The following is a 21,416-nucleotide window of genomic DNA, read 5'->3' as shown; positions in this document are numbered from 1 at the left end:
ACAAAAACTTTATTTCTTCCTATAATCGCAAACTCTAGCAAATCGCAGTGCTTTTGGAACCACTTCAAAATCCAAGTAATCTGTCGTGAAGATTTCTCCGTCGACATTGACCATTAATTCCTTTTCGAATTTGATACTTCCTTTAGTTAATTTTTGAAAATGAATAAGAGGATGTGACAGATGAGCACCTTTTTTGTATTTAAAAATCAAAGGAATTATTTTGTACAATGGCATTGTTTCCGCCAAGCACATTTCCAACACTCCATCGGTCAAATTCGCATATGGTGAAGGATTGAACCCTCCTCCGTAGAAACCACCATTGCAAATGGCACCTAAAAGATAATATCCTTTCAAATTCACATCTCCGTTTTCTCCGTTACTTGTACTAGATTCCAGCTTGTATTTTGGAATTTTAAATATATTTTGAAAAACGGCAAGAGGATATGCATTTGCCCTGAGTTTTGGGTTTTTCTTCAACAAATTATACGCAGAATTTAAAATCACTGTATCAAAACCGAAACTTAGTACGTTCACACAATATCTTCCGTTGACTTTGATTAGATCGATATCGTCGATAACGGGTTTGATTGTGTTTTCGATTTTGAAGTTTGAATAATCGAAATTCTTAGAAAAATCATTCGCTGTTCCCGATGGAATAAGTCCCGCACTGAACTTTGCATTGATTTCTTTCATTTTATTTATTACTTCGTTTAATGTTCCATCTCCTGAACACACATACAAAACGACGTCCGAACAATCGCAATATTTTTGAACGATTTCACAAGCGTGGTTTTTGTGTTCTGTTTTTATTATTGTATATTTCAAATTATTGCTTGAGTAACACTTCACAATTGAGTGCTCTAATTCTGAGAATGAGCCTGCTCCGGCCTTGCTACTCAACAAAAACACGTATTTCATTTAATCACCATTCATATTATAATATAAACATAAATACCTGTACATAGAATTTTACGCAAAGGATGATATCATGAATAAATTTGTTTACAATATAATTTACGTTCTGATAGTCGTGGCATTAATCGCTTTATTCGAAAGAATTTTTAGAAATCGAAAAAACAACCCTACGCTCAATAAAGTCTACAAAATAATTGTGGGAATTTTCTGGATAATCGCTGTACTCGTAACGGTTTTGTTGTACTGGGCAGGTTACGGATACTTCAAAGAAGGAAATCCATCCGTTGCGACAAAACTTTTTGTGTTTGGAATTTTGATGACTGTAAGCGTTGGATACAAGATTTATACTTTGATTGGAAATAAAAATGGAAATAATTAATGAACTTCAGTCCCTACAAGATTTGAAATACCGTGATTTTCAAGCAAAACTAATTCCTAATATCGACAAGTCAACGATAATTGGAGTTAGAATGCCTGATTTGAGAAAATTAGCCAAGAAAATTGACGAAAAACAATCGCAAATTTTCATGGAAGATTTGCCACACACATACTACGAAGAAAATATGCTTCATTCTATTTTGATTTCTAATATGAAAAGTTACGACGATTGTATAGATCACTTGGAGAGATTTCTTCCATTTGTAGATAATTGGGCAGTGTGCGATTGCATTTCGCCAAAAATTTTCACCCAAAATACCGATAAATTAATCGGAAAAATAAAATTGTGGGCACAATCATCTCACCCTTACACCATTAGAGTGGCTATTTGTCTTTTGATGAAATATTTCTTGGATGATGAGTTCAAGGTAGAGTATTTGAAAATAGCGACTGATATCAGAAGCGAAGAATACTATGTAAATATGATGATTGCGTGGTTTTTTGCGACAGCATTGGCAAAACAATGGGACGATGTTGTATTCGTGTTGGAAGATAATTTGCTGGAGAGTTGGAAACACAATAAAACCATTCAAAAAGCGAGGGAAAGTTTCAGAATAACACCAGAACAAAAACAATATCTAAAATCGTTAAAGAAAAGGAGATAAAATGCGAAGAAAAGATCGTGAAATTACAAGTTTTGATGAACAATTGAAGATAATAGATCAGTGTGATGTCGTAAGGCTTGGACTTGTGGATGATGATGGCTATCCATATATTTTGCCGTTGAATTTTGGATATGAAGTGATTGACAATGAATTGGTGTTGTACTTTCATGGCGCGTTGGAAGGCTACAAATACGAACTCATCGACAAAAACAACAAGGCATCTTTCGAGATGGACACAGACCACGATTTGTACTCCAATAGAGAAATAGGATACTGCACGATGAATTATTCGAGCATCATGGGCAAGGGTATCGTAGAATATGTGACAGATCAGCAAGAAAAATTCAAAGCACTAACTGTGATGACGGACAAATATCACATGGAACATTTTGAATTCAATCCGAAGGCAATCCCAAGAACTAGGGTTTTCAAATTAAAAGTAACATCCATGACTGCAAAGCATAAAGAAATGAAAAGATAAACTTATAAAACACAAAGACTATTAATCAAAAATGCTTGACAGTATAACTTTTAAGTTGTATACTGAAAAAGTAGTAAGTAATTAAGGTAGTGAATCAAAGTTTTGTAAAATATTTTATTCTCTTAAATTAATTAGTTATCACAAAAAATAAAAATGTACAGTGGTACGGTTATTCTGCGGAATAACGAGGAGGATATTATGAGTAACGGAACAGTTAAATGGTTTAATTCTACTAAAGGATTCGGATTTATCACAGGAGAAGACAACAAGGACATTTTTGTTCACCAAAGCGCAATCCAACAAGAAGGATTCAGAACATTGGAAGAAGGACAAAAAGTTTCCTACGATGTTGAAGCTTCTGAAAAAGGCGACAGAGCAGTTAACGTAGTTAAATTATAATACAACAAGGTTCAATCAATTTTGGTTGGACCTTTTTTTATTTTGAAAAAATGGGTATAAATGTACTGTAGGAACGTCGAAATAATTTTAAATCAAGAAAGGACACAAAATGGCAAACACAGAACAAAAAATTATGGATTTAATTCCAGAAGAATTGAAGAACAAATTACCAGGATTTTTACAAGGTAGTGCACTATCAGAAATAGTAAACAAAGTAAAAGAACAACACCCTGATCTTTACAAAAAAGTTGAAGAATCAGAAGGTCAAATCCCAGAAGATGTAAAACAAAAATTGACAGAAGTTTTCAATAACTTCATTCAACAAAAGTAATTAATAGGATATTCCAGTACGCGTGAAAATGTGTACTGGTTTTTTGTTTGTCAAAATATTACAATATCTCATAAATGTGATATATTAGTATTAGATTTTAAAAATTACGGGAGGAATAATATGGATTTTGAAGAAGTAATCAAAAATCGATATTCTTGCAAAAAATATAGCGACAAAAAGGTCGAAAAGGAAAAATTGGACAAGATTTTGGAAGCTGGAAGACTAGCTCCGACAGCGAAAAACTTGCAAGAACATCACATTTATGTAATACAATCAGAAAAAAACTTGAAAAAAGTCGACGAAGTGACACCTTGTAGATACGGCGCAAGTACAGTTTTGCTTGTAACATTCGATAAGACAAACGTGTTTACATATCCTGGTGATAGAAGAGATTCCGGAATAGAAGATGCGACAATTGTCGCTACTCATTTGATGCTTGCAGCGAAAAACCAAGGATTGGAAAGTTGTTGGATTAATTTCTTGGATCCAGACATCACACACAAGAAGTTCCGCCTTCCAGCAAAAGAAGAAGTGCTAATGATGCTAGACATAGGCTATCCTGCTGAAGATTCTGAAATCAATCCACTTCACGACAAAAGAAAAGATTTGTCAGAAACAGTAACATTTATTTAAATCGCAAAACGAAAGGAAAACTAATGAACAAAAGAAAAATCGACGTAATGGACTACGCATCAGACATTGTAAAGGAACTTCCAAAAGGAATATTTTTGAACACGAAAGCAAACGGCAAATTCAACAGCATGGCGATTGCATGGGGAACAATAGGCTACAATTGGAACAAGCCAGTGTTTTTTTGCTACGTTAGAGAAGGAAGATTTACCAGAGAATTATTGGATGCAAATCCAGAATTCACAATCAGCGTTCCAATCGGATCCTACGACAAAAAGATCATGAAAGTTTGTGGCAGCCAAAGTGGAAGAGATGTTGATAAAGTAAAAGAAGCGAATCTCACACTCGTTGAGCCCGAAACTATTTCTGTAAATGGAATCAAAGAACTTCCTTTAACTATTGAATGCAAACTTCTTTATCGTCAAGAACAGGATTTGTCCCTACTTCCAGACGATATTTTGAACAGAAGTTACCCACAAGATGTCGATAGCTCCAATCCTGGCTCCAACAAGGATTTTCACGTAACATATTTCGGAGAAATAGTCGACAGTTATATAATTGAAGATTAATCGCAAAACGACTCAGTCACACTGGCTAAGTCGTTTTTAAATTGCTCACTTGATAGAAATAATTTGCCAATTCTTCGGTGCTTTCCACGCCACCTTTTCTAATCCAATGTAAAATAATTCCCGAATTTAACGACAAGAAAACCTCCGTCGAATAATCTTTTGGCAAAAACGGGTGATTGTCAATCGAATGCTTCAACTCCGGAAGTGTTTCAATCAACGCCAACAAAAACTTCCTCAACATATCGTTGATGTAGTTGTAGCTATTCATCGTCAACGCGTAAATAAAATCAAAATCATCCTTTACATAATCGATAACTTTTTTGATGATATCGTATGAATATTTACTGCCAACTTTTTCCGACGTCAAAATCTCCTTCAATTCCTCGAAGATTTCCTCCACCAAATTATCCACCAAATCCATTTTATCATCGTAGTGCAAATAAAAAGTTCCACGATTGATGCTAGCCTCTTTCGTCAATTCGCTCACCGAAATATCGTTCAAACTTTTTTCGTTCAACAAAATCGTCAACGCATTTTTTAATTTGTCCCTGGTATCTGTTTCTCTAATCATAAAATCTCCTTAAATCAACAAACTGTTCACTATTGTTTTGTTACAATTCTACTTTTAATATAAAATAATTTATAAGATAAATCAACACATTGTTCATATAAGAGGTGAAACATGGCATACATTGAAATGAAAAACAGCTACAAACGCTACAAATCAGGACAATCTGAAATAATTGCAAACAACGACATATCATTTGAAATAGAAAAAGGAGAATTGGCGATAATTCTAGGCTCATCAGGAGCAGGCAAATCAACCGTCTTAAATATTCTCGGTGGAATGGATACTAATGATGAAGGAAATGTACTAATAGATGGCAAGGACATCAGTACATTCAACGAAAAAGAACTCACAAATTACAGAAGAAATGACGTGGGATTTGTGTTTCAATTCTATAATCTTGTTCCCAATCTAACTGCCAAAGAAAACGTGGAGCTAGCATCTGAAATCGTAAAAGATGCGCTCGATGCAACAGAAGTCTTACAATCAGTTGGCCTTGGAGAAAGAATCGACAATTTTCCAGCACAATTATCAGGAGGAGAGCAACAACGTGTCGCAATCGCACGTGCAGTTGCGAAAAATCCTAAGCTATTATTGTGTGACGAACCAACTGGAGCTCTCGATTATCATACAGGCAAGCAAGTATTGAAAATCTTGCAAGATATGGTTAGAAAAGAAGGAGCGACTGTTGTTATCGTTACGCACAACCAAGCGTTGGCGCCGATTGCAGACCGAGTTATTCACATGCACGATGCGAAAATTCGTGATGTTGTAATGAATGCAAATCCACAAAACATAGAAACGTTGGAATACTAAAATGAAGAAGAAAACATTAAACAAGACGATTTTCAAATCGTTTATAGAATCTAAGGGACGATTTTTGTCGATAATGTTGTTGATGATGCTAGGATCCATGACACTTGTCGCACTTAAAGTCACAGGCCCCGACATCGACAAATCGGCTAACAAATACTACGAAGATTATAATTTGTCCGATGTCAATGTCATCAGCGATTACGGAATCACGACAAATGATGCGAAGGAGATCGACCAAATCAAAAACATCGCAGACGTTGAGTACGGATATTTTTCAGATGCGACGATCAATGACACTCCAACTTCATTTAGAATTTTTTCAAATACGAAAAACATATCTAAATTTGAGCTAGTAAGTGGCAAATTTCCACAAAAAATTGGAGATATAGCACTCACCGATCAATACAAATCCAAATACAAAATCGGAGATAAAATCAAATTCAAAGAAAAAGACGAAGACAGTAAGATTTTGAAAAAAGAAGAATTCACAGTAACGGGATTCGTCAATTCTACAGAAATTGTCTCCAAGACCGCTTTGGGAAATTCTTCTGCGGGATCTGGAAACTTGGAAGGATACGCAGTAGTAACAGAAGAAAACTTCGACACAGATGTCTACACCATTGCACGTGCACGCTTTCACGATGTACGTGGGCTTAATTATATAGACTCTGAATACACCAGAAAAGTTGACAAACATCAGAAACAACTCGATGAAATACTGAAAGATAACAGCAAACAACGACTCGAAGAAATCAAATCAAAGGCAAATGATAAAATAGCCAAATCCAAGAAGAAAATCGAAGATGCCAAGAAAGAAATCGCAGATGCAGAGAAGAAATTATCCGACGGACAAAAGAAAATCGACGACGAAAAAGCAAAACTAGTATCGGCACAAAAACAAATCGCAGACAAGGAGTCCGTAATCAAGAATTCAAAATACCAAATCGAATCAGCAGAAAGCCGTCTTCAAGCAACCAAGAAACAATTGGACGATGCGAAAGTTCAGATTGACAACGGACAAAAACAATTGGATTCTAAGAAAAAAGAAGTCGAAGCAAATAGAAAGAAGCTATCACAATCAAAAACAACCCTTGATGCGACAAAAGCAAAGCTTGATTCATCAAACGCCCAAATCCAACAAGGAAAAGCAAAGCTACAACAAGCAAAACAAAACCTTGAACAAAAAAAAGCAGAACTCAAAAAGCAGGGAATAAATCCTGAAATTGTTCCAGAAATCCAACAAGCTGAAAGTTCAATCGCAGAACAATCAAAAATGATACAACAATCCGAAGCTCAGTATAACCAAGGATTGGCGAAGTACAATCAGGGATTTGAACAATACAAAGCCGGAATGAAAAAAATTGATGAATTCGACACAGCACAACGAAAACTATCCGAAAAGAAAAAGCTCTATCAAAATTCTGTTGCAAAGTATGAAGCTGGAAGAAATCAGCTTAACGCATCCAAAACAAAATACAAGAATGGAATAGCACAGCTGAATTCATCAAAAAAACAAATCCAAGAAGGACTGAACAAAATTTCCTCGTCACAAAAAGAACTCGACGACAATAAAAAAGAATTTGAAAATGAAAAGAAAAAAGCCGACGACAAAATCCAAGACGCAGAATCCAAAATTCACGACGCACAAATAGAAATTGACGGATTATCGTTGCCGGAATATTCGACATACACGAGAAGGACAATGCCGGGTGGAGACGGAATCAAAATGGTCGAAACGACATCATCGGGAATTACTAAAGTAAGTAACTTGTTCCCAGTAGTCTTGTATCTTGTCGCAGCGCTTGTAACAGTCACGACGATGACCAGATTTGTCCAAGAAGAACGAAACAACGCAGGAATACTGAAGGCATTGGGTTACAATGATACTGATGTCATCAAGAAATTCGTGTTGTACGGGCTAATCTCCGGAGGATTGGGTACGATTTTGGGAACACTACTTGGAACGTACGTACTTCCGTACATTTTGTGCACGTCGCTTTTGGCAAATATGACCATACCACCAGTCAAATATTATTTTTCATTTAAAATACTCGGACTATCAGTGCTATTCGCGATAATTTGCAGCGTGTTGCCAGCAGTTTACATCTCGGTTAAAGAACTACGAGAAACAGCAGCACAGCTCTTGCTTCCAAAACCACCGACAAAAGGCTCCAAGATTTTCATGGAAAGAATCACACCATTGTGGAGTAGAATGACATTCACGCAAAAAGTCACAGCCAGAAATATCTTCAGATACAAGCAAAGAATGTTCATGACGATATTTGGAGTTGCAGGATCTGTCGCACTATTATTTGCAGGACTAGGAATCTCATCATCAATTAAAGGCATCCAAACCAAACAATACGGACAAATCATACAATACGATGCAGTAGTTGCTAAGAAAGATTTTGTAACAGAAAAAGAACAAGCAAAGATTGATCAATTATTAAAATCAGATGATATTCAAGGCTACATTCCAATTCACTTTGAAAATATATCGAAAAATATCCTGGGAATTGAAGACGAACAAACAATAACCATGCTTGTCACACACGCCGACACATTTTCGCCATATATCAATTTGGAACACAAAAACTCCGAAGACGCACTCAAAATAACGAATGACGGAATAGTTATATCGCAGAAGCTGGCCGATTTGATGAAAGTAAATGCAGGCGACACCATAACGCTAAAAGTCGCAAACCAAGATAGAAAATTCAAAATCGCACAAATCACCAAAATGTACGCTGGACATTTTATCTTCATGAGTGATGATTATTTTGCAAAAATTACGAATGATAAACCGACAAACAACAGCTACTTCATTGCCCTCAAAGACAAATCAAAAACAAACGTCGAAAAAATCACAGCGAAATTCATGGCGTCAAACGGAATCAAAGCCGTATCACAAAACACCAACGTCATCATACAAGTTGAAACGATGACCAACTCGCTCACGAAAGTAATGACAGTGCTAACTATAATGTCGCTATTACTTGCAATAGTAATTCTGTATAACTTGACCAACATCAACGTAGCAGAAAGAATCAGAGAATTATCCACGATAAAAGTACTGGGATTTTTCAACAATGAAGTAACCATGTACATCTATCGTGAGACAATCTGCTTGTCAATTATTGGAATAATCGCTGGAATATTTGGCGGGAAAATACTCCACAAAGTAATACTCGAAAAAGTTGCACCAGCAGAAATATTCTTCAACCCAAACATCGAAGTGTGGGTATATATCCTACCAGTGATTTTAGTAATTGTTATACTCTACGCATTGGGAGTAATAGTCAACCACAAATTGAAAAAAGTAGATATGCTTGAAGCATTAAAATCAGTAGATTAGGGAATGTAAAGTAGAAAACCGTGCAAATATGGTTTTCTACTTTTTAATTTACTCTTTTGCTCAACGCTCACATCGTACAGGCACAGGAGAACAAGAAAAGTCGTAGCACATTCGTCTGGCTTACAAAAATTGGAAAATTCTAATCTCAAAATCCTAAAATTTGAAGCACGCTTCGCTTACGCGGTCAAATTTTAGACGGATTTTTTCGATTGAATTTTGCACAATTTTCTCCAGATGACTCATTTAGCTACGATCTTTTTTGTTTATTTCATTGCAATCTTTTTATGTAATCTACTTTTTTCAATTCTATAAAAAAGGGAGAGGGGGTTTCGCAGGACGTATACATCACACAGGGACAGGGAAACACAAAAACTCGTAAAACGCTCATCTGTCTACAAAAATTGATAAATTCATCGCTTATGAAACTAAAATTGTGAACTCGCCTTCGGTTCAGACATCACAATTTTTTTACGTTTCATTTCGATAGAATTTATTCCAATTTTTTCCGAATGATTCACTTATTTACGATGTTTTTAGTTTGTTTCAATGCTAAATTATTTAGCAAGCATTCTCCATCTACTTTTTTCAATTCTATAAAAAAGGGAGAGGGGGTTTCGCAGGACGTATACATCACACATGGACAGGGAAATATAAAAACTCGTAAAACGCTCATCTGTCTACAAAAATTGATAAATTCATCGCTTATGAAACTAAAATTGTGAACTCGCCTTCGGTTCAGACATCACAATTTTTTTACGTTTCATTTCGATAGAATTTATTCCAATTTTTTCCGAATGATTCACTTATTTACGATGTTTTTGGTTTGTTTACTAAAATCAGAGTCACAGGGCGTATACTTTTTTCAAACACTATCAAAACACTAACAACATTTCACCCCACACCCCAAAAGCCCCAATATTGTGGTAAAATAAACTAAAGAAATTATCGGGGGAGAAGGCTATGATTAAAAAAATCGTTAAGGTGGATTACAATGACAAATACGACGATGAGCTCGACAAGCTCAGAGTGTCTGTGTCGATGCTTTTACTTGAACGCGATAATTTGTTGTTTCATGAATGCAAGAATATTGAATCTGAATACGTTCTGAAATTCGGAAAGCTTGAATACAAGGTCTATGAAGCGGAGTGTGAGTATCGCAGGCTGAAAAGAAAGCTGGAATTAATTATAACTTCTCGCAATCACAACGAGCCTATCGATTTTGATACGATTGACGAACAACTTGAGAAAGAATTGGAGGAATTCTACAAGATACTTAACGCTAAGCTTGGAGAAATCGAAGATGCGAAAATTCGCCAAGGGTTACCGCGATTATCCGTTGAGGAAGATAAGGAACTAAAATCGCTTTACAGAAAACTAATTAAAAAACTACACCCAGACATGAATCCAAATGTCACAGAATACGAAAAGGAACTTTTCAATAAGGTTGTAGAATGCTACGAAAATGGAAACTTGCTTGAACTACAAATGATAGAAATATCATTGGAGGACAAATCAATCACAGTCGAAAATTCCCTTGAAGAAAAACAAAGGCTCACCAAATTAGTTGACAGACTCACCTCACAAATTCAAGAAATCAAATCGACTTATCCATATATATTAAAAGAAACATTGGTAAACAAAGAAAAAACCATCGAACGATACAAGGAACTTAACGAAATGTACGACAGGTATTCTTATGAAATACAAATATACACCGAAGAAATCGAAAACTTTCTAAAAGAGGAATAAAATGAGTGACATCATAAAAAAGAACAACGATTATTTGAGAATAAAATACACTGATGGACATGGCTTAGCTGGAATCAAACCGTTCCAACGTGATATTTTGCTGTTCGATACGCATATCGCAGGGACCACACACATCGAAGGAATGGACGAATTAGAAAAGCACATCCACATAGGAGATAGGCTGGAATTTTACAGACAACAGGACAACCCCTACGATGCTAACGCCATCGAAATCAGAAATGATATGAACGTAAAGATTGGATACGTACCAAAAGCTGACAACATTGTATTTTCACGATTAATGGACGCCGGTAAACTACTCTACGGCAAAGTAATATCCAAGGAAATATTGGATAATTGGGTCAAAATCCAAATCGAAATATATTTGCACGAAATATAGGAGAGCGAAATGAACGTGATACTTACAAGCGACATAATGTCTCCTGACAAAAGACAACTTAACAGCCAAAATGGTTTTGTCGACAAAATCCACGAATACGTAGAGGATATTTACTGTCTGTACATTCCATCAGATCCACACACACCACTTTTAACCAACACAATAAGCTCACACCACAAAAGAGCCTTCGAAAAAAGTGGATTCACTGTAAAAGACTGGGAAGTACTATCCATTTACAAAAAATCGATCATACAACAGCTAATATCAAAATCTAACCTCATAATACTGGCGGGAGGTCACGTTCCCACACAGAACAAATTCTTCCACCACATTCATCTTCAAAAATACATCAAAAACTACGACGGACTAGTGATAGGAATCAGCGCAGGAAGCATGAATTCAGCATCAGAAGTATACGCACAACCAGAAAATTTTGGCGAAGTCAAATCCACTTACTACCGTAGATTTCTCAAAGGACTAGGAATTGTGGATATATCTGTACTTCCACACTACAAAGAAATCAAACATCAACGAATAGACAACCAACGAATCATGGAAGATGTCACACTACCAGACAGCTACGGAAAAAAATTCTACGCCATAGAAGATGGAGCATACATCGTAGCCACAGAAAACATAATCTACGGAAATTGCTACGTCATAAAAGACGGCAAAATCAAAAAAGTATGTAACACTGGACAAACCGTAAATCTACGAGGAGTAAATTAATGACAGAATTTTTCAGGTACAACGAAGATGCCTACACCAATATCAACATAACATTACTAAGACTATCATTAGTCCTAGTAATTTTTTTGGCATATAAACTCAAACACAAAACCAAACTACTCAAACCAGCATTATTGTTAGGTTTATGTGGACAAATCATATTACTTGCATGGTACTCAGGAAACCACACACTTCTCATCAAAGAAGGCTTGCCACTATTTCACTGCAGAATATCAGCCATCATGATGGTGGTAGCATACCTCATACAAAACGACAAACTAATGCGCTATTTTGCGTGGATGGGACTAATCGGTAGCATAATCGCATTTACATTCCCAGATCCATCCAAATATCTGTGGCCGCACGTAACCAACCTCACATACATCGCCAACCATTTGCTGCTAGGATTTTGTGGTATGAGCATATTAGCCACACGAAAATCCACCCTCAAACTAAAACACGCACTCATTATAACAAGCATCATGAACATAGCAATCATGACAGTCAACCTAATATTGCACACAAATTACGGATACCTTGTACAATTTCCGCAAACAATACCAGTAAGATTCACACCACATGTCACATTCCTAATAATGACATTAATCATCACATTATTGATCACAATTGCAGAAATAACACACATCAAACTCGTACAAGACGCTCAAATAGAACCACAACTAACAACACAACAGTAATCACATACATTTAGGAGAAACCATGAACACAATCATCAAACCATTCGACAAACTCACAACCGAGGAACTCTTTCACATCTACAAACTAAGAGTCGACGTATTCGTAGTAGAACAACAATGTCCTTATCACGAAATAGATGACATCGATCTGATAAGTCACCACATCTATCTGCAAAACGACAACTCACTTATCTTGGCTTACTGTAGATTGTACAAACAAAATGATACCTTCCACATCGGAAGAGTAATTGCTCTGCAAAAACACCAAGGATACGGAACACAAATAATGAAAACAGCAATAAAATTTGCAACAGAAAAACTTCACACAGATTCCATACTCATAGAAGCACAAACCTACGCCCAAAAATTTTACGAAAAATTAGGATTCGTTCAAACCTCAGAACCATTCGAAGAAGATGGAATCCCACACATACGAATGAAATACATGATAAGTTAAATGGAACACGTCACAAAATAAATTTCTGGTGTTTTTTTGCAATTAAAATTTTCTAGAGGATTCTAATGTAAGTTAACAAAGTCTCATTATAATATTTTTAATCTTTTTATGTTAATAAATCCTCAATAGGATAAAAATTCATGTTGTTAAAAATAAACGCTATAATTTCATGAAAACATTGACACATTTTAACTAAATAAATCTATTTATTGAAGTAAATTGATTTTTTTAATTTGTTTTTTATTTTACAGCGGCGAATTTAGTTGAAAATCTTTATCAATTTGTTTTTGATTTACTAATTATTAATAAATCAAACAATTATTTAATATCCTTAATTAAATTTCTGGAGTTTTAAAATTTTTCCCTAGATATATGATTAATCTAGATTTTGATAATTATTGAATAGGAAAGCATAACAATACATAGTTTAGCATAATAAAAATAAAAGATTATATGTTATCATGATTACACTCCTTAGCAGAAATTGACGATAAAATAAGAAAAATTAATGAAACATTTACCTATTTCAATTCCTATAAATAATGTTGCAATTTTTGTTCATTGTGATAAAATATCCATACAAAGAATTAATTTTTTATTTAATGTTAGAAAACTTTTGGACAGATTAATCATTTTGTACATTAGTTTACAAGCCGATTTCCGGGCATTTCATTATTAAAAAAATAAAATTCTTAGTTCACAATTGTTGAGGTTTGATTTTTTGAAGTGAATTTAAAAGGGGGGATATTACAAAAAATGTAATAATTTATATTGGAAAATTTTAATTTTATTTCAAAACTAACCAACAACAGGGAAATTATAACAAGAAAGGAAAACGTAATGAATAACAAAAAGATTTTTGAAAAAATCATTACCGAAAAAAGAGCCAAAAGCTCTAATGAAAGACCGAAATACGGTCTTAGAAACCTAACAGTAGGTGTAGTTTCATGTCTTCTAGGTTACATGATGTTCTTCACACCTAACGTTGTTGCAGCTCAAAAAGTTGACCAACCACAAGCTGTAGAAGCTACAGTTGAATCGACTGAAGTTGCAAAAACTGAAAACGTTGAAGAAAAATCAGAAGAAGCTGTTAAATCAAAAGGAACTGAACAACCAGAAGAAGCTGCTGAATCAAAAGAAGCTAAACAACCAGTTTATCATGTACAAGCTTATTCTTCAAATGCAAAAGAAACAAATACACAAGACACAATAGTCAAAACAACTGCTAAAAAAACATCTGAAACAGCAACAGAAGAAAAAAATACTGAATTCAAATTAACAGAAGAACAAAAGAAACAACTTGTTGATGCTGGATTTGATGAAGAACAAATTCAAAAGATTGAACAAGACATTAAATTAGAATTAGAAAAAGATCCTAAGTATGATGTAGAAAAACACATCAAAGATGCTATAGAAAAATTAAATCAACCTGAATTAGCAAAAGCACCAGAAGAACCAAAAACTGGAGTTAGAGATGCTGCACCACCAGAAGATACATCTACAAGTGCAAATGCAAAAAATGCAGTACACGGCTTTGTAGGGGTCCTAGTTGGCGGCGACATAAACGCTGACTTAAAGGCAGAAACAGGTCAAAGATTTAAACCGATAGAAGGGGTAAAAGTTTACTTCCAATGGTATGAAAAAAAAGGAAACAGAACATCACCTACCTACTATGCAGTTTCAGGTGCTGATGGACAGTTCCATATAAATGTGAAACCCTACATCGGCCGAGATGGAAAATTAGTTAAATTCGATGCCGATACAACAGTATCAGCAGGAAATGAATCCTACAAAATGTGGGTAGATGCATCTACTATTCCAGATGGCTACCAACTTCAATACTCTACAGGAGAAGGGGTAGAATTTACAGACAGAGAAGTTGCCGGTGGTAAGTACAGTACTATTAGAAACCAACTTTATGACTACAGAGTCCTTCTAATGGAAAAACAAGATGAAAAAAAGATGCACAAGGAAGCAACTCCAACAACTCCACAAATTTCTAAAACTGGTCAAGGAGCTGTATGGGGAAAAGTTTCTTGGGACTATGAATCTGCAGGCGGTATTCAATGGGGGATAGTATCAACTCCTACATCTCCAGCTGATGGAGTAACAGTTACTGCATCCTACCTATCTGATTATGCATTGAAACAAATTTACAGTGCTGATACAGCTAAAATGCTAGGGCTTTCCAAACCAAGTGATATTCGTGGATCGGGTTGGACATTTAAACTTGAAACCCAACTACAAGAATGGATTGCAGAGCAAGTAGCTAAAGAGAAGGATAAATGGATCGCAGAAACAGTAAGTGCAGTTACAAACGCTGAAGGCGACTACAAGATCCAATTTAAGGGAACTTGGGGTCCTCATAGAAATACTTCTGCAGTAGCTGAATACGAAAGAGTAGCAGGTAAGTACTATGGAGGCGATGCCCATAAGTGGACAGAAGTAGAAGCAAATCGTCTTGGTACTGTTGCAGAAAATGCTAAAGATGGATCATTCTTAACAGGTGCACTTGACTGGAATGAAAAACACGTCAACTCTGACTGGTTATTTATTTCTACTAAGGATACAGATGATGTGGTAAAGAGAACTCCATGGAACTACAACTGGTACACAGGTTCTGACAATGGTTGGGGTATCCACGGTGGTTGGGCTCAATCAGCCTTTGGAGTATCAACAGTACAAGCTGCAAACTCTACAAGAGCTGACTTTAACTTCGCACCAGCAGAAATCAAGTTTAATATTACTAACTTTGATACTCAGAAAAATACTGCAACACCAGGAGATGTAGCGGTAACAAATACAGCAGGCCTTCCTTACAAGAATACAAATGATAGATTCAGAATTGTATGGTATGATCAAGATGGTAAAAAAGTAAAAGAAGAACCTGTACAAAATCCTACATCAACAGGTGCATTAGCAGAAGCAACTTATGATACAACAGGTGTTACTGAAACAAAAACATTTATAGCAAAACTACACTATGTTAAACCAGGTGGAGGTCTAGGACCAGTTTTAGCCCAAGATGCATTTACTGTTAAGGTAGGTAGGATTGTAGTGTCTGCCTATGATGATGTAAACATTGCAAACCCTGCAGCTAATGATGAGTCTATGAAGGGTGCAACTTACAAGGCAGAAGGTCTTCCAGAAGGACTTACAATAGATAAAAACACAGGTACAGTATCAGGAAAGGCAAAAGTCCCTGGAAAGTATAATGTAACTGTTACAACCTCTATTCTTGATGAAGATTCTGGAGAAATAATGGAAGGAACATCTAACTACACATCCCTTGTTACAGATTCACCACTAGAACATGGAGAAGTTGGTGTTGAATACAAGGGAACTGTAAAGCCTGCAGAAATTGAAGGTTATGTATTCAAAAATGTTTCAGCCAAATTTATAGAAGGTAAAGCTATTGATGGTTTAACTATAACAGACGATCAAATTACAGGTACACCTACAAAAGAAGTTGCTGCAACTGAAGACGCTCCAAATGTAGAAGTAACCTATGATATCTACAAATTAAACTCTAAGGGCGAACAAGTCCTTATAAAAAAAGGTCACAAGGATTTAGTACCTTTAGAAATTACCAAGGCAGAATCTCAAGCACCAAAATATGAACCAGCATATACTGATGCGGAAGGAACACCAGGAACTGAATTAACAACAGAAGCTCCTAAGTTCCTAGACCAAAAGAGCACAGAAGCAACAAAACCGGAAGCAAATCCACAACCAACAGGTGTGAAATATGATTTAGGCGATGGAGTTCCACAAGGTGCGACTATTGATGCAAAAACAGGTGCGGTAACTTACACACCAACTGCAAGAGATGCCAACACGACTGTAAATATTCCAGTTAAGGTAACATATTCTGACGGAACTATTGATGAAACTCTTGCTAAAATCAAGGTTGGATAAGCACAAGCTGATTCTTACCAACCAGAATATACTGAAGCTAATGGAACACCAGGAACAGAAGCAACAGTAAATGCTCCAAACTTCAAAGATGTAGGTGGCCAAGGAACAACAAAACCAGAAGGTGTTGAATTTACTCTAGGTAAAGATGCTCCAACAGGTGCAACAGTTGATAAAACAACTGGTGAAGTTAAATACAAACCATCAATAGATGATGCAGGTACTATAGTAAATATTCCTGTAGTTGCAACTTATAAGGACGGCTCAACAGACGAAGTGAAAGCCCCTATTAAGGTTGCAGAAGCAGACAACTTAAACTACGAACCGGACTATAAGTCAGTCGTGGCCCAAGTTAAATACCCTGCAACAGTGAAAGCTCCAAAATTCCTAGACAAGGAAAATAAGGAGGCTAACCCACAACCAACAGGCATGACCTTTGCCATAGAAAAAGGCTTTACAACCAAAGGCACTCTAACAATCGACGATAAAACAGGTGCAATCACCTATACAGCAGTAGATGCTGATAAGGATACTGTAATTGAAGTACCAGTAATAGTAACTTACGCAGATGGATCAAAAGAAAGTGTAAAGGCAATAATCGACGTTCCATCCGATGCAGACTTCTATGATCCGCAAGCTAAGCCATTAACAACCGAACAAGGAACAGTTCCAAAGGCTGAAGACGGAGTTGAGATTACTAATAATCCTCCAGAAGGAACAACCTATACTTGGGAAGCAGTACCAAAGGTAAATACACCTGGTGAGACAACTGGAACAGTTAAGGTAACTTATCCAGACGGAACTGAAGACTTTGTCGAAGTCCCTGTAACTGTAACAGCAAGTGCTTCTAAGAAAACAACTGTTGACGATACAAACAAAAAACCAGTAGACCCAACAGGTCAAAAACAAGGTACTGGAATTATTGTTACAAATCCTGACGAAAAAACAACAATTTCTGCCAAAGATGCAAATGGTAAAGATGTAACACCAGTAATTAATAAAGTAACCGGCGAAATCGAAGTTACTCCTGGAACAGACGCAACTGGTCCAATTACAGTAACTGTAACAGATAGTGATCTACCGGAAGGTAAGAAAGATATCAAAGTACCAGTAGCAGAAAAAAGTGCACAACCTGGAGTTACAGCACCTACAGCCGGAGACCAAACAATCTCAGGAACAGGCGTTCCTGGATCAAAGATTACCCTAGCTATTGAAGGCGGAGCAGATTCAGAAGATACACTGATTGCTAAAGATGTAGTAGTAGGACAAGACGAAAAATGGACAGCAGAAGTACCAGCTGGTGTAAACCTAAATGCATATGACATAATTCTTGCAACACAAACTGAACAAGGTAAATCTGTATCAGATCAAACACGTGTAATAGTAAAAAAGGCTATGACAGACGCTGAAAAGAACGATCCAGAAGCAGTTGCTAATCCAATAGAAACTGAAGTAGGAAAAGTTCCAGAAGCGAGAAACGGTATCGCAAATATTGGAGAACTAGATAATGTAGAAGAAGTTGTATGGCTAACTAATCCAGATGTAAGCAAGGTAGCTGACAATGTAAAAGGTACAGCTGTAGTAGTTTACAAAGATGGATCTACAGACAAAGTAGAAGTTCCAGTAACAGTAGTTGACAGCAGAAAAGACAACGAAAAGAATCCAGCAGTTGATCCAGCTAAAACAGAAGTTAAAGACAAAAAAGCTTTAACAGACGAAGAAAAAGCAAAAGTCGAAGAAGCAGTTAAGAAAGCAAACCCAGAAGCAAAAACAGTAACAGTAGGCGATGATGGTAAAGCAACATTAACTTACGAAGACGGTTCAACAAATGAAATTCCTGGAGAAAAAATAGTAACAGAAACACCAAAACAATGTCTAACACCAGAAGGACTAAAAGAAGAATTCAAACCAGTAATTGAAGAAATGTTTGATGGGGTTAAAGGTAAAGATGGTGTTTACGAAGGTAAGCTTGATTCTGAAAACGAAGAAGTTGTTGTAACAATTAAAGACCCAAGTAAAAAAGCTGTAGAGCTTAAAGGAACAGGACTAGCAACAGGGCTAGAAAAACTATTCAAAGAAAACAATCTAGTTAAGATTAAAGTTGGAAGTCAACTTGAAAGAGATCTAAAACAATTAGCAGCAGCTCAACCAAGTACTGGAATGACATTGCAACAATTATTTGCAACAATTTTTGGTACAGACGTATTAAACGAAGTACAAAAAACTGGGGATAAAACAGGAACACTTGCTGATTTCATAGGAAAAGAAGTAAAAATAGTATTATCAGTTCAACAAGAAGGATGTACAGAATTTACTAACGTTGTTTATACAATTAAGGGTATAGATGGAAGTATAACTCCAGCAGAAGAATACCAAGCAATCTTCAATGGTAATGGTGGAAATCCAACAACTCAAAAAGTAACTGTAAAAGACGGTGAAGTAGTAAGTGGAGTAACAGAGCCAACAAGAGAAGGATACAAATTTGTAAAATGGGTTAAGTTAGGAACAAATGAAGAAATTGACTTAAGTAAACCATTCAGCAAAGATATCTTAGGCGGAGAAAAGAGCGTAATCTTCACAGCTGTATGGGAAAAAGTTGAAGAAGAAACTCCAGCAGAAGAATACCAAGCAATCTTCAATGGTAATGGTGGAAATCCAACAACTCAAAAAGTAACTGTAAAAGACGGTGAAGTAGTAAGTGGAGTAACAGAACCAACAAGAGAAGGATACAAATTTGTAAAATGGGTTAAGTTAGGAACAAATGAAGAAATTGACTTAAGTAAACCATTCAGCAAAGATATCTTAGGCGGAGAAAAGAGCGTAATCTTCACAGCTGTATGGGAAAAAGTTGAAGAAGAAACTCCAGCAGAAGAATACCAAGCAATCTTCAATGGTAATGGTGGAAATCCAACAACTCAAAAAGTAACTGTAAAAGACGGTGAAGTAGTAAGTGGAGTAACAGAACCAACTAGAGAAGGATACAAATTTGTAAAATGGGTTAAGTTAGGAACAAATGAAGAAATTGACCTAAGCGAACCATTCAACAAAGATATCTTAGGCGAAGAAAAGAGTGTAATCTTCACAGCTGTATGGGAAAAAGTTGTTTCAGAAAATGGTGGCTCAGCGATATTCTATCCAAAAGAAACTCATCCAATATTTAAGGTGGTTGGAGATGAGTTAACTGAAGAAGAAATTCAAAATGCTATAGTTGTACTTGGACTTGATAAATCTAAATACACTGTTACAATTAATGAAGATCAAGTTGTACCAACAACTGATAAGCCTGGCGACTATATAATCGATGTAACAATCAATTTTGAAGATGGAACTACAGATAACGCACAAGTTATAGTTATCGTAACTGGAGAAGTTGACACAACAGCACCAAAAATTGATGCAGGAAACATTACAGCTGTAGAAGGTCAACCTATACCACCAGTAATGGTAGATGTTGACGATGTTAATGCTGAAGTTACTGTGGAAGGCTTACCAGAAGGATTGAAATACAACCCAGAAACTAAACAAATCGAAGGTACTGTACCAAAAGCAGAAGATTGGGGCGATAAAGAAGGAAAAACTATCACAGCAACAATCAAAGCAGTTGATGAAGCTGGAAATGAATCTACAAAAGAAATCACAGTTAAAATCTTAAGAGATACTGACGGAGACGGAACTCCAGATGTTACTGACACTGATGATGATAATGATGGTGTAGATGACAAGACTGAAGAAGAAAAAGGTACAGATCCTAAAGATAAGGATTCAAAACCAAGTACAACAGCTGAAAGCACAGATCCAACTATTCCTGAAAAAACAGGCGTAAAAGATCCAGAAAAATTAACTGACAGAGAAAAAGAAGAAGTTAAGAATAAGATCGAAGAAGCTAATAAGGATAAGTTCCCAGAAGGAACAATAGTTGACGTTGATGATAAGGGTAATGCAACAATCACATACCCAGATGGATCAAAGGATACTATCCCAGCAGAAGACCTTGTATTCGAATATAAACATGGAGATCCAGAAATTGATGATAAACCAGAACTTCCAATCTCTGATATAATCGAACCAACAGTTCCAGGAAAGACTGATGTAGGCGACAAAGATAATCTAACTAATGAAGAAAAAGAAGAAATCAAGGATAAGATCGAAGAAGCCAACAAAGACAACTTCCCAGATGGAACAATAGTTGACGTTGATGATAAGGGTAATGTAACAATCACATATCCAGATGAATCAACAGACATTATCCCAGCTGATAAAGTCGTAGAACAAAAAGAAGAAGTAGACAAAGCAGAACTTCAAAAAGAAGTAGACAAAGCAGATACAACAAAAGAATCTGACAAGTACAAGAATGCAGACCA

General features: G+C 36.0%; 19 protein-coding genes. 16 read left to right on the top strand and 3 right to left on the bottom strand.

The window, feature by feature from the left end; all coding sequences use genetic code 11:
* Positions 1–9: 9 nt before the first annotated feature.
* Positions 10–918 carry a YegS/Rv2252/BmrU family lipid kinase gene (locus GKG00_RS06765; RefSeq protein WP_154254847.1) on the bottom strand — a complete coding sequence of 303 codons (909 nt, stop codon included), beginning with the start codon at positions 916–918 and terminating at the stop codon, positions 10–12.
* A 70-nt stretch (positions 919–988) separates the two neighbouring features.
* Between GKG00_RS06765 and GKG00_RS06760 the strand changes: the two genes are divergently transcribed.
* The 7 genes from GKG00_RS06760 to GKG00_RS06730 all read left to right on the top strand — a co-directional run bounded on the left by GKG00_RS06760 (position 989) and on the right by GKG00_RS06730 (position 4,368).
* Positions 989–1,294, top strand: coding sequence for a hypothetical protein (locus tag GKG00_RS06760; RefSeq protein WP_154254846.1), 306 nt, complete (start codon positions 989–991; stop codon positions 1,292–1,294).
* Positions 1,281–1,958 (top strand): DNA alkylation repair protein, encoded by a 678-nt coding sequence (locus tag GKG00_RS06755; RefSeq protein WP_154254845.1) that lies wholly within the window; start codon positions 1,281–1,283, stop codon positions 1,956–1,958. Before GKG00_RS06760 ends, GKG00_RS06755 begins: the two co-directional genes overlap by 14 nt.
* Before the next feature lies 1 nt (position 1,959).
* Positions 1,960–2,439: a pyridoxamine 5'-phosphate oxidase family protein gene (locus tag GKG00_RS06750; protein ID WP_154254844.1), complete on the top strand. Its 480-nt coding sequence runs from the start codon at positions 1,960–1,962 to the stop codon at positions 2,437–2,439.
* Positions 2,440–2,637: 198 nt separating this feature from the next.
* Positions 2,638–2,838: a cold-shock protein gene (locus GKG00_RS06745; protein WP_035108999.1), complete on the top strand. Its 201-nt coding sequence runs from the start codon at positions 2,638–2,640 to the stop codon at positions 2,836–2,838.
* A 109-nt stretch (positions 2,839–2,947) separates the two neighbouring features.
* Complete coding sequence (locus GKG00_RS06740; RefSeq protein ID WP_154254843.1) at positions 2,948–3,169, top strand: hypothetical protein; 222 nt, start codon at positions 2,948–2,950, stop codon at positions 3,167–3,169.
* Between the two features lie 120 nt (positions 3,170–3,289).
* Positions 3,290–3,802, top strand: coding sequence for a nitroreductase family protein (locus GKG00_RS06735; protein WP_154254842.1), 513 nt, complete (start codon positions 3,290–3,292; stop codon positions 3,800–3,802).
* Between the two features lie 23 nt (positions 3,803–3,825).
* On the top strand, positions 3,826–4,368 hold the full coding sequence (locus tag GKG00_RS06730) for a flavin reductase (protein ID WP_154254841.1): 543 nt from the start codon (positions 3,826–3,828) through the stop codon (positions 4,366–4,368).
* A gap of 25 nt (positions 4,369–4,393) precedes the next feature.
* On the opposite strand, the gene GKG00_RS06725 is transcribed toward GKG00_RS06730, so the two are convergent.
* Entirely contained in the window at positions 4,394–4,939 is a 546-nt protein-coding gene (locus GKG00_RS06725; RefSeq protein WP_094207659.1) for a TetR/AcrR family transcriptional regulator, read from the bottom strand.
* 111 nt (positions 4,940–5,050) lie between these two features.
* On the opposite strand from GKG00_RS06725, the gene GKG00_RS06720 reads away from it, so the two are divergent.
* The 8 genes from GKG00_RS06720 to GKG00_RS06685 all read left to right on the top strand — a co-directional run bounded on the left by GKG00_RS06720 (position 5,051) and on the right by GKG00_RS06685 (position 17,058).
* The gene (locus GKG00_RS06720) at positions 5,051–5,752 is read left to right on the top strand and encodes an ABC transporter ATP-binding protein (protein ID WP_094207658.1); all 702 of its coding nucleotides are present in this window, start codon (positions 5,051–5,053) and stop codon (positions 5,750–5,752) included.
* Position 5,753: 1 nt separating this feature from the next.
* Complete coding sequence (locus tag GKG00_RS06715) at positions 5,754–9,107, top strand: ABC transporter permease (protein ID WP_154254840.1); 3,354 nt, start codon at positions 5,754–5,756, stop codon at positions 9,105–9,107.
* A gap of 960 nt (positions 9,108–10,067) precedes the next feature.
* Complete coding sequence (locus GKG00_RS06710; protein WP_154254839.1) at positions 10,068–10,856, top strand: DnaJ domain-containing protein; 789 nt, start codon at positions 10,068–10,070, stop codon at positions 10,854–10,856.
* A gap of 1 nt (position 10,857) precedes the next feature.
* On the top strand, positions 10,858–11,256 hold the full coding sequence (locus GKG00_RS06705) for an HIRAN domain-containing protein (RefSeq protein ID WP_154254838.1): 399 nt from the start codon (positions 10,858–10,860) through the stop codon (positions 11,254–11,256).
* Positions 11,257–11,265: 9 nt separating this feature from the next.
* Entirely contained in the window at positions 11,266–11,985 is a 720-nt protein-coding gene (locus GKG00_RS06700) for a Type 1 glutamine amidotransferase-like domain-containing protein (RefSeq protein WP_154254837.1), read from the top strand.
* On the top strand, positions 11,985–12,683 hold the full coding sequence (locus tag GKG00_RS06695) for a YwaF family protein (RefSeq protein ID WP_154254836.1): 699 nt from the start codon (positions 11,985–11,987) through the stop codon (positions 12,681–12,683). Before GKG00_RS06700 ends, GKG00_RS06695 begins: the two co-directional genes overlap by 1 nt.
* Before the next feature lie 22 nt (positions 12,684–12,705).
* Positions 12,706–13,140: a GNAT family N-acetyltransferase gene (locus GKG00_RS06690; RefSeq protein ID WP_154254835.1), complete on the top strand. Its 435-nt coding sequence runs from the start codon at positions 12,706–12,708 to the stop codon at positions 13,138–13,140.
* 840 nt (positions 13,141–13,980) lie between these two features.
* Positions 13,981–17,058, top strand: a complete 3,078-nt coding sequence (locus GKG00_RS06685; RefSeq protein WP_154254834.1) for a Rib/alpha-like domain-containing protein — start codon at positions 13,981–13,983, stop codon at positions 17,056–17,058.
* A 14-nt stretch (positions 17,059–17,072) separates the two neighbouring features.
* Here GKG00_RS06685 and GKG00_RS08990 read toward each other — a convergent pair whose 3' ends face one another.
* Positions 17,073–17,255, bottom strand: a complete 183-nt coding sequence (locus tag GKG00_RS08990; RefSeq protein ID WP_154254833.1) for a hypothetical protein — start codon at positions 17,253–17,255, stop codon at positions 17,073–17,075.
* Between the two features lie 76 nt (positions 17,256–17,331).
* Here GKG00_RS08990 and GKG00_RS06675 point away from each other — a divergent pair.
* Positions 17,332–21,416: Rib/alpha-like domain-containing protein (locus GKG00_RS06675; RefSeq protein ID WP_172976496.1), on the top strand; the 4,085-nt coding region annotated here is incomplete at its 3' end.

Source organism: Finegoldia sp. BIOML-A1 (assembly GCF_009678325.1).
Taxonomy (GTDB): Bacteria; Bacillota; Clostridia; order Tissierellales; family Peptoniphilaceae; genus Finegoldia; species Finegoldia magna.
Note: the sequence above shows the minus strand (reverse complement) of the source record. Positions and strands in the feature narration are given on the sequence as shown.

What these genes read in the sequence shown, in the direction of transcription:
- GKG00_RS06720 (WP_094207658.1), top strand. Translation starts at nt 5,051, where the DNA reads ATGGCATACATTGAAATGAAAAACAGCTACAAACGCTACAAATCAGGA.
- GKG00_RS06740 (WP_154254843.1), top strand. Translation starts at nt 2,948, where the DNA reads ATGGCAAACACAGAACAAAAAATTATGGATTTAATTCCAGAAGAATTG.
- GKG00_RS06760 (WP_154254846.1), top strand. Translation starts at nt 989, where the DNA reads ATGAATAAATTTGTTTACAATATAATTTACGTTCTGATAGTCGTGGCA.
- GKG00_RS06745 (WP_035108999.1), top strand. Translation starts at nt 2,638, where the DNA reads ATGAGTAACGGAACAGTTAAATGGTTTAATTCTACTAAAGGATTCGGA.
- GKG00_RS06765 (WP_154254847.1), bottom strand. Translation starts at nt 918, where the DNA reads ATGAAATACGTGTTTTTGTTGAGTAGCAAGGCCGGAGCAGGCTCATTC.
- GKG00_RS06710 (WP_154254839.1), top strand. Translation starts at nt 10,068, where the DNA reads ATGATTAAAAAAATCGTTAAGGTGGATTACAATGACAAATACGACGAT.
- GKG00_RS06685 (WP_154254834.1), top strand. Translation starts at nt 13,981, where the DNA reads ATGAATAACAAAAAGATTTTTGAAAAAATCATTACCGAAAAAAGAGCC.
- GKG00_RS06730 (WP_154254841.1), top strand. Translation starts at nt 3,826, where the DNA reads ATGAACAAAAGAAAAATCGACGTAATGGACTACGCATCAGACATTGTA.
- GKG00_RS06700 (WP_154254837.1), top strand. Translation starts at nt 11,266, where the DNA reads ATGAACGTGATACTTACAAGCGACATAATGTCTCCTGACAAAAGACAA.
- GKG00_RS06695 (WP_154254836.1), top strand. Translation starts at nt 11,985, where the DNA reads ATGACAGAATTTTTCAGGTACAACGAAGATGCCTACACCAATATCAAC.
- GKG00_RS06715 (WP_154254840.1), top strand. Translation starts at nt 5,754, where the DNA reads ATGAAGAAGAAAACATTAAACAAGACGATTTTCAAATCGTTTATAGAA.
- GKG00_RS06750 (WP_154254844.1), top strand. Translation starts at nt 1,960, where the DNA reads ATGCGAAGAAAAGATCGTGAAATTACAAGTTTTGATGAACAATTGAAG.
- GKG00_RS06755 (WP_154254845.1), top strand. Translation starts at nt 1,281, where the DNA reads ATGGAAATAATTAATGAACTTCAGTCCCTACAAGATTTGAAATACCGT.
- GKG00_RS06735 (WP_154254842.1), top strand. Translation starts at nt 3,290, where the DNA reads ATGGATTTTGAAGAAGTAATCAAAAATCGATATTCTTGCAAAAAATAT.
- GKG00_RS06705 (WP_154254838.1), top strand. Translation starts at nt 10,858, where the DNA reads ATGAGTGACATCATAAAAAAGAACAACGATTATTTGAGAATAAAATAC.
- GKG00_RS06690 (WP_154254835.1), top strand. Translation starts at nt 12,706, where the DNA reads ATGAACACAATCATCAAACCATTCGACAAACTCACAACCGAGGAACTC.
- GKG00_RS06725 (WP_094207659.1), bottom strand. Translation starts at nt 4,939, where the DNA reads ATGATTAGAGAAACAGATACCAGGGACAAATTAAAAAATGCGTTGACG.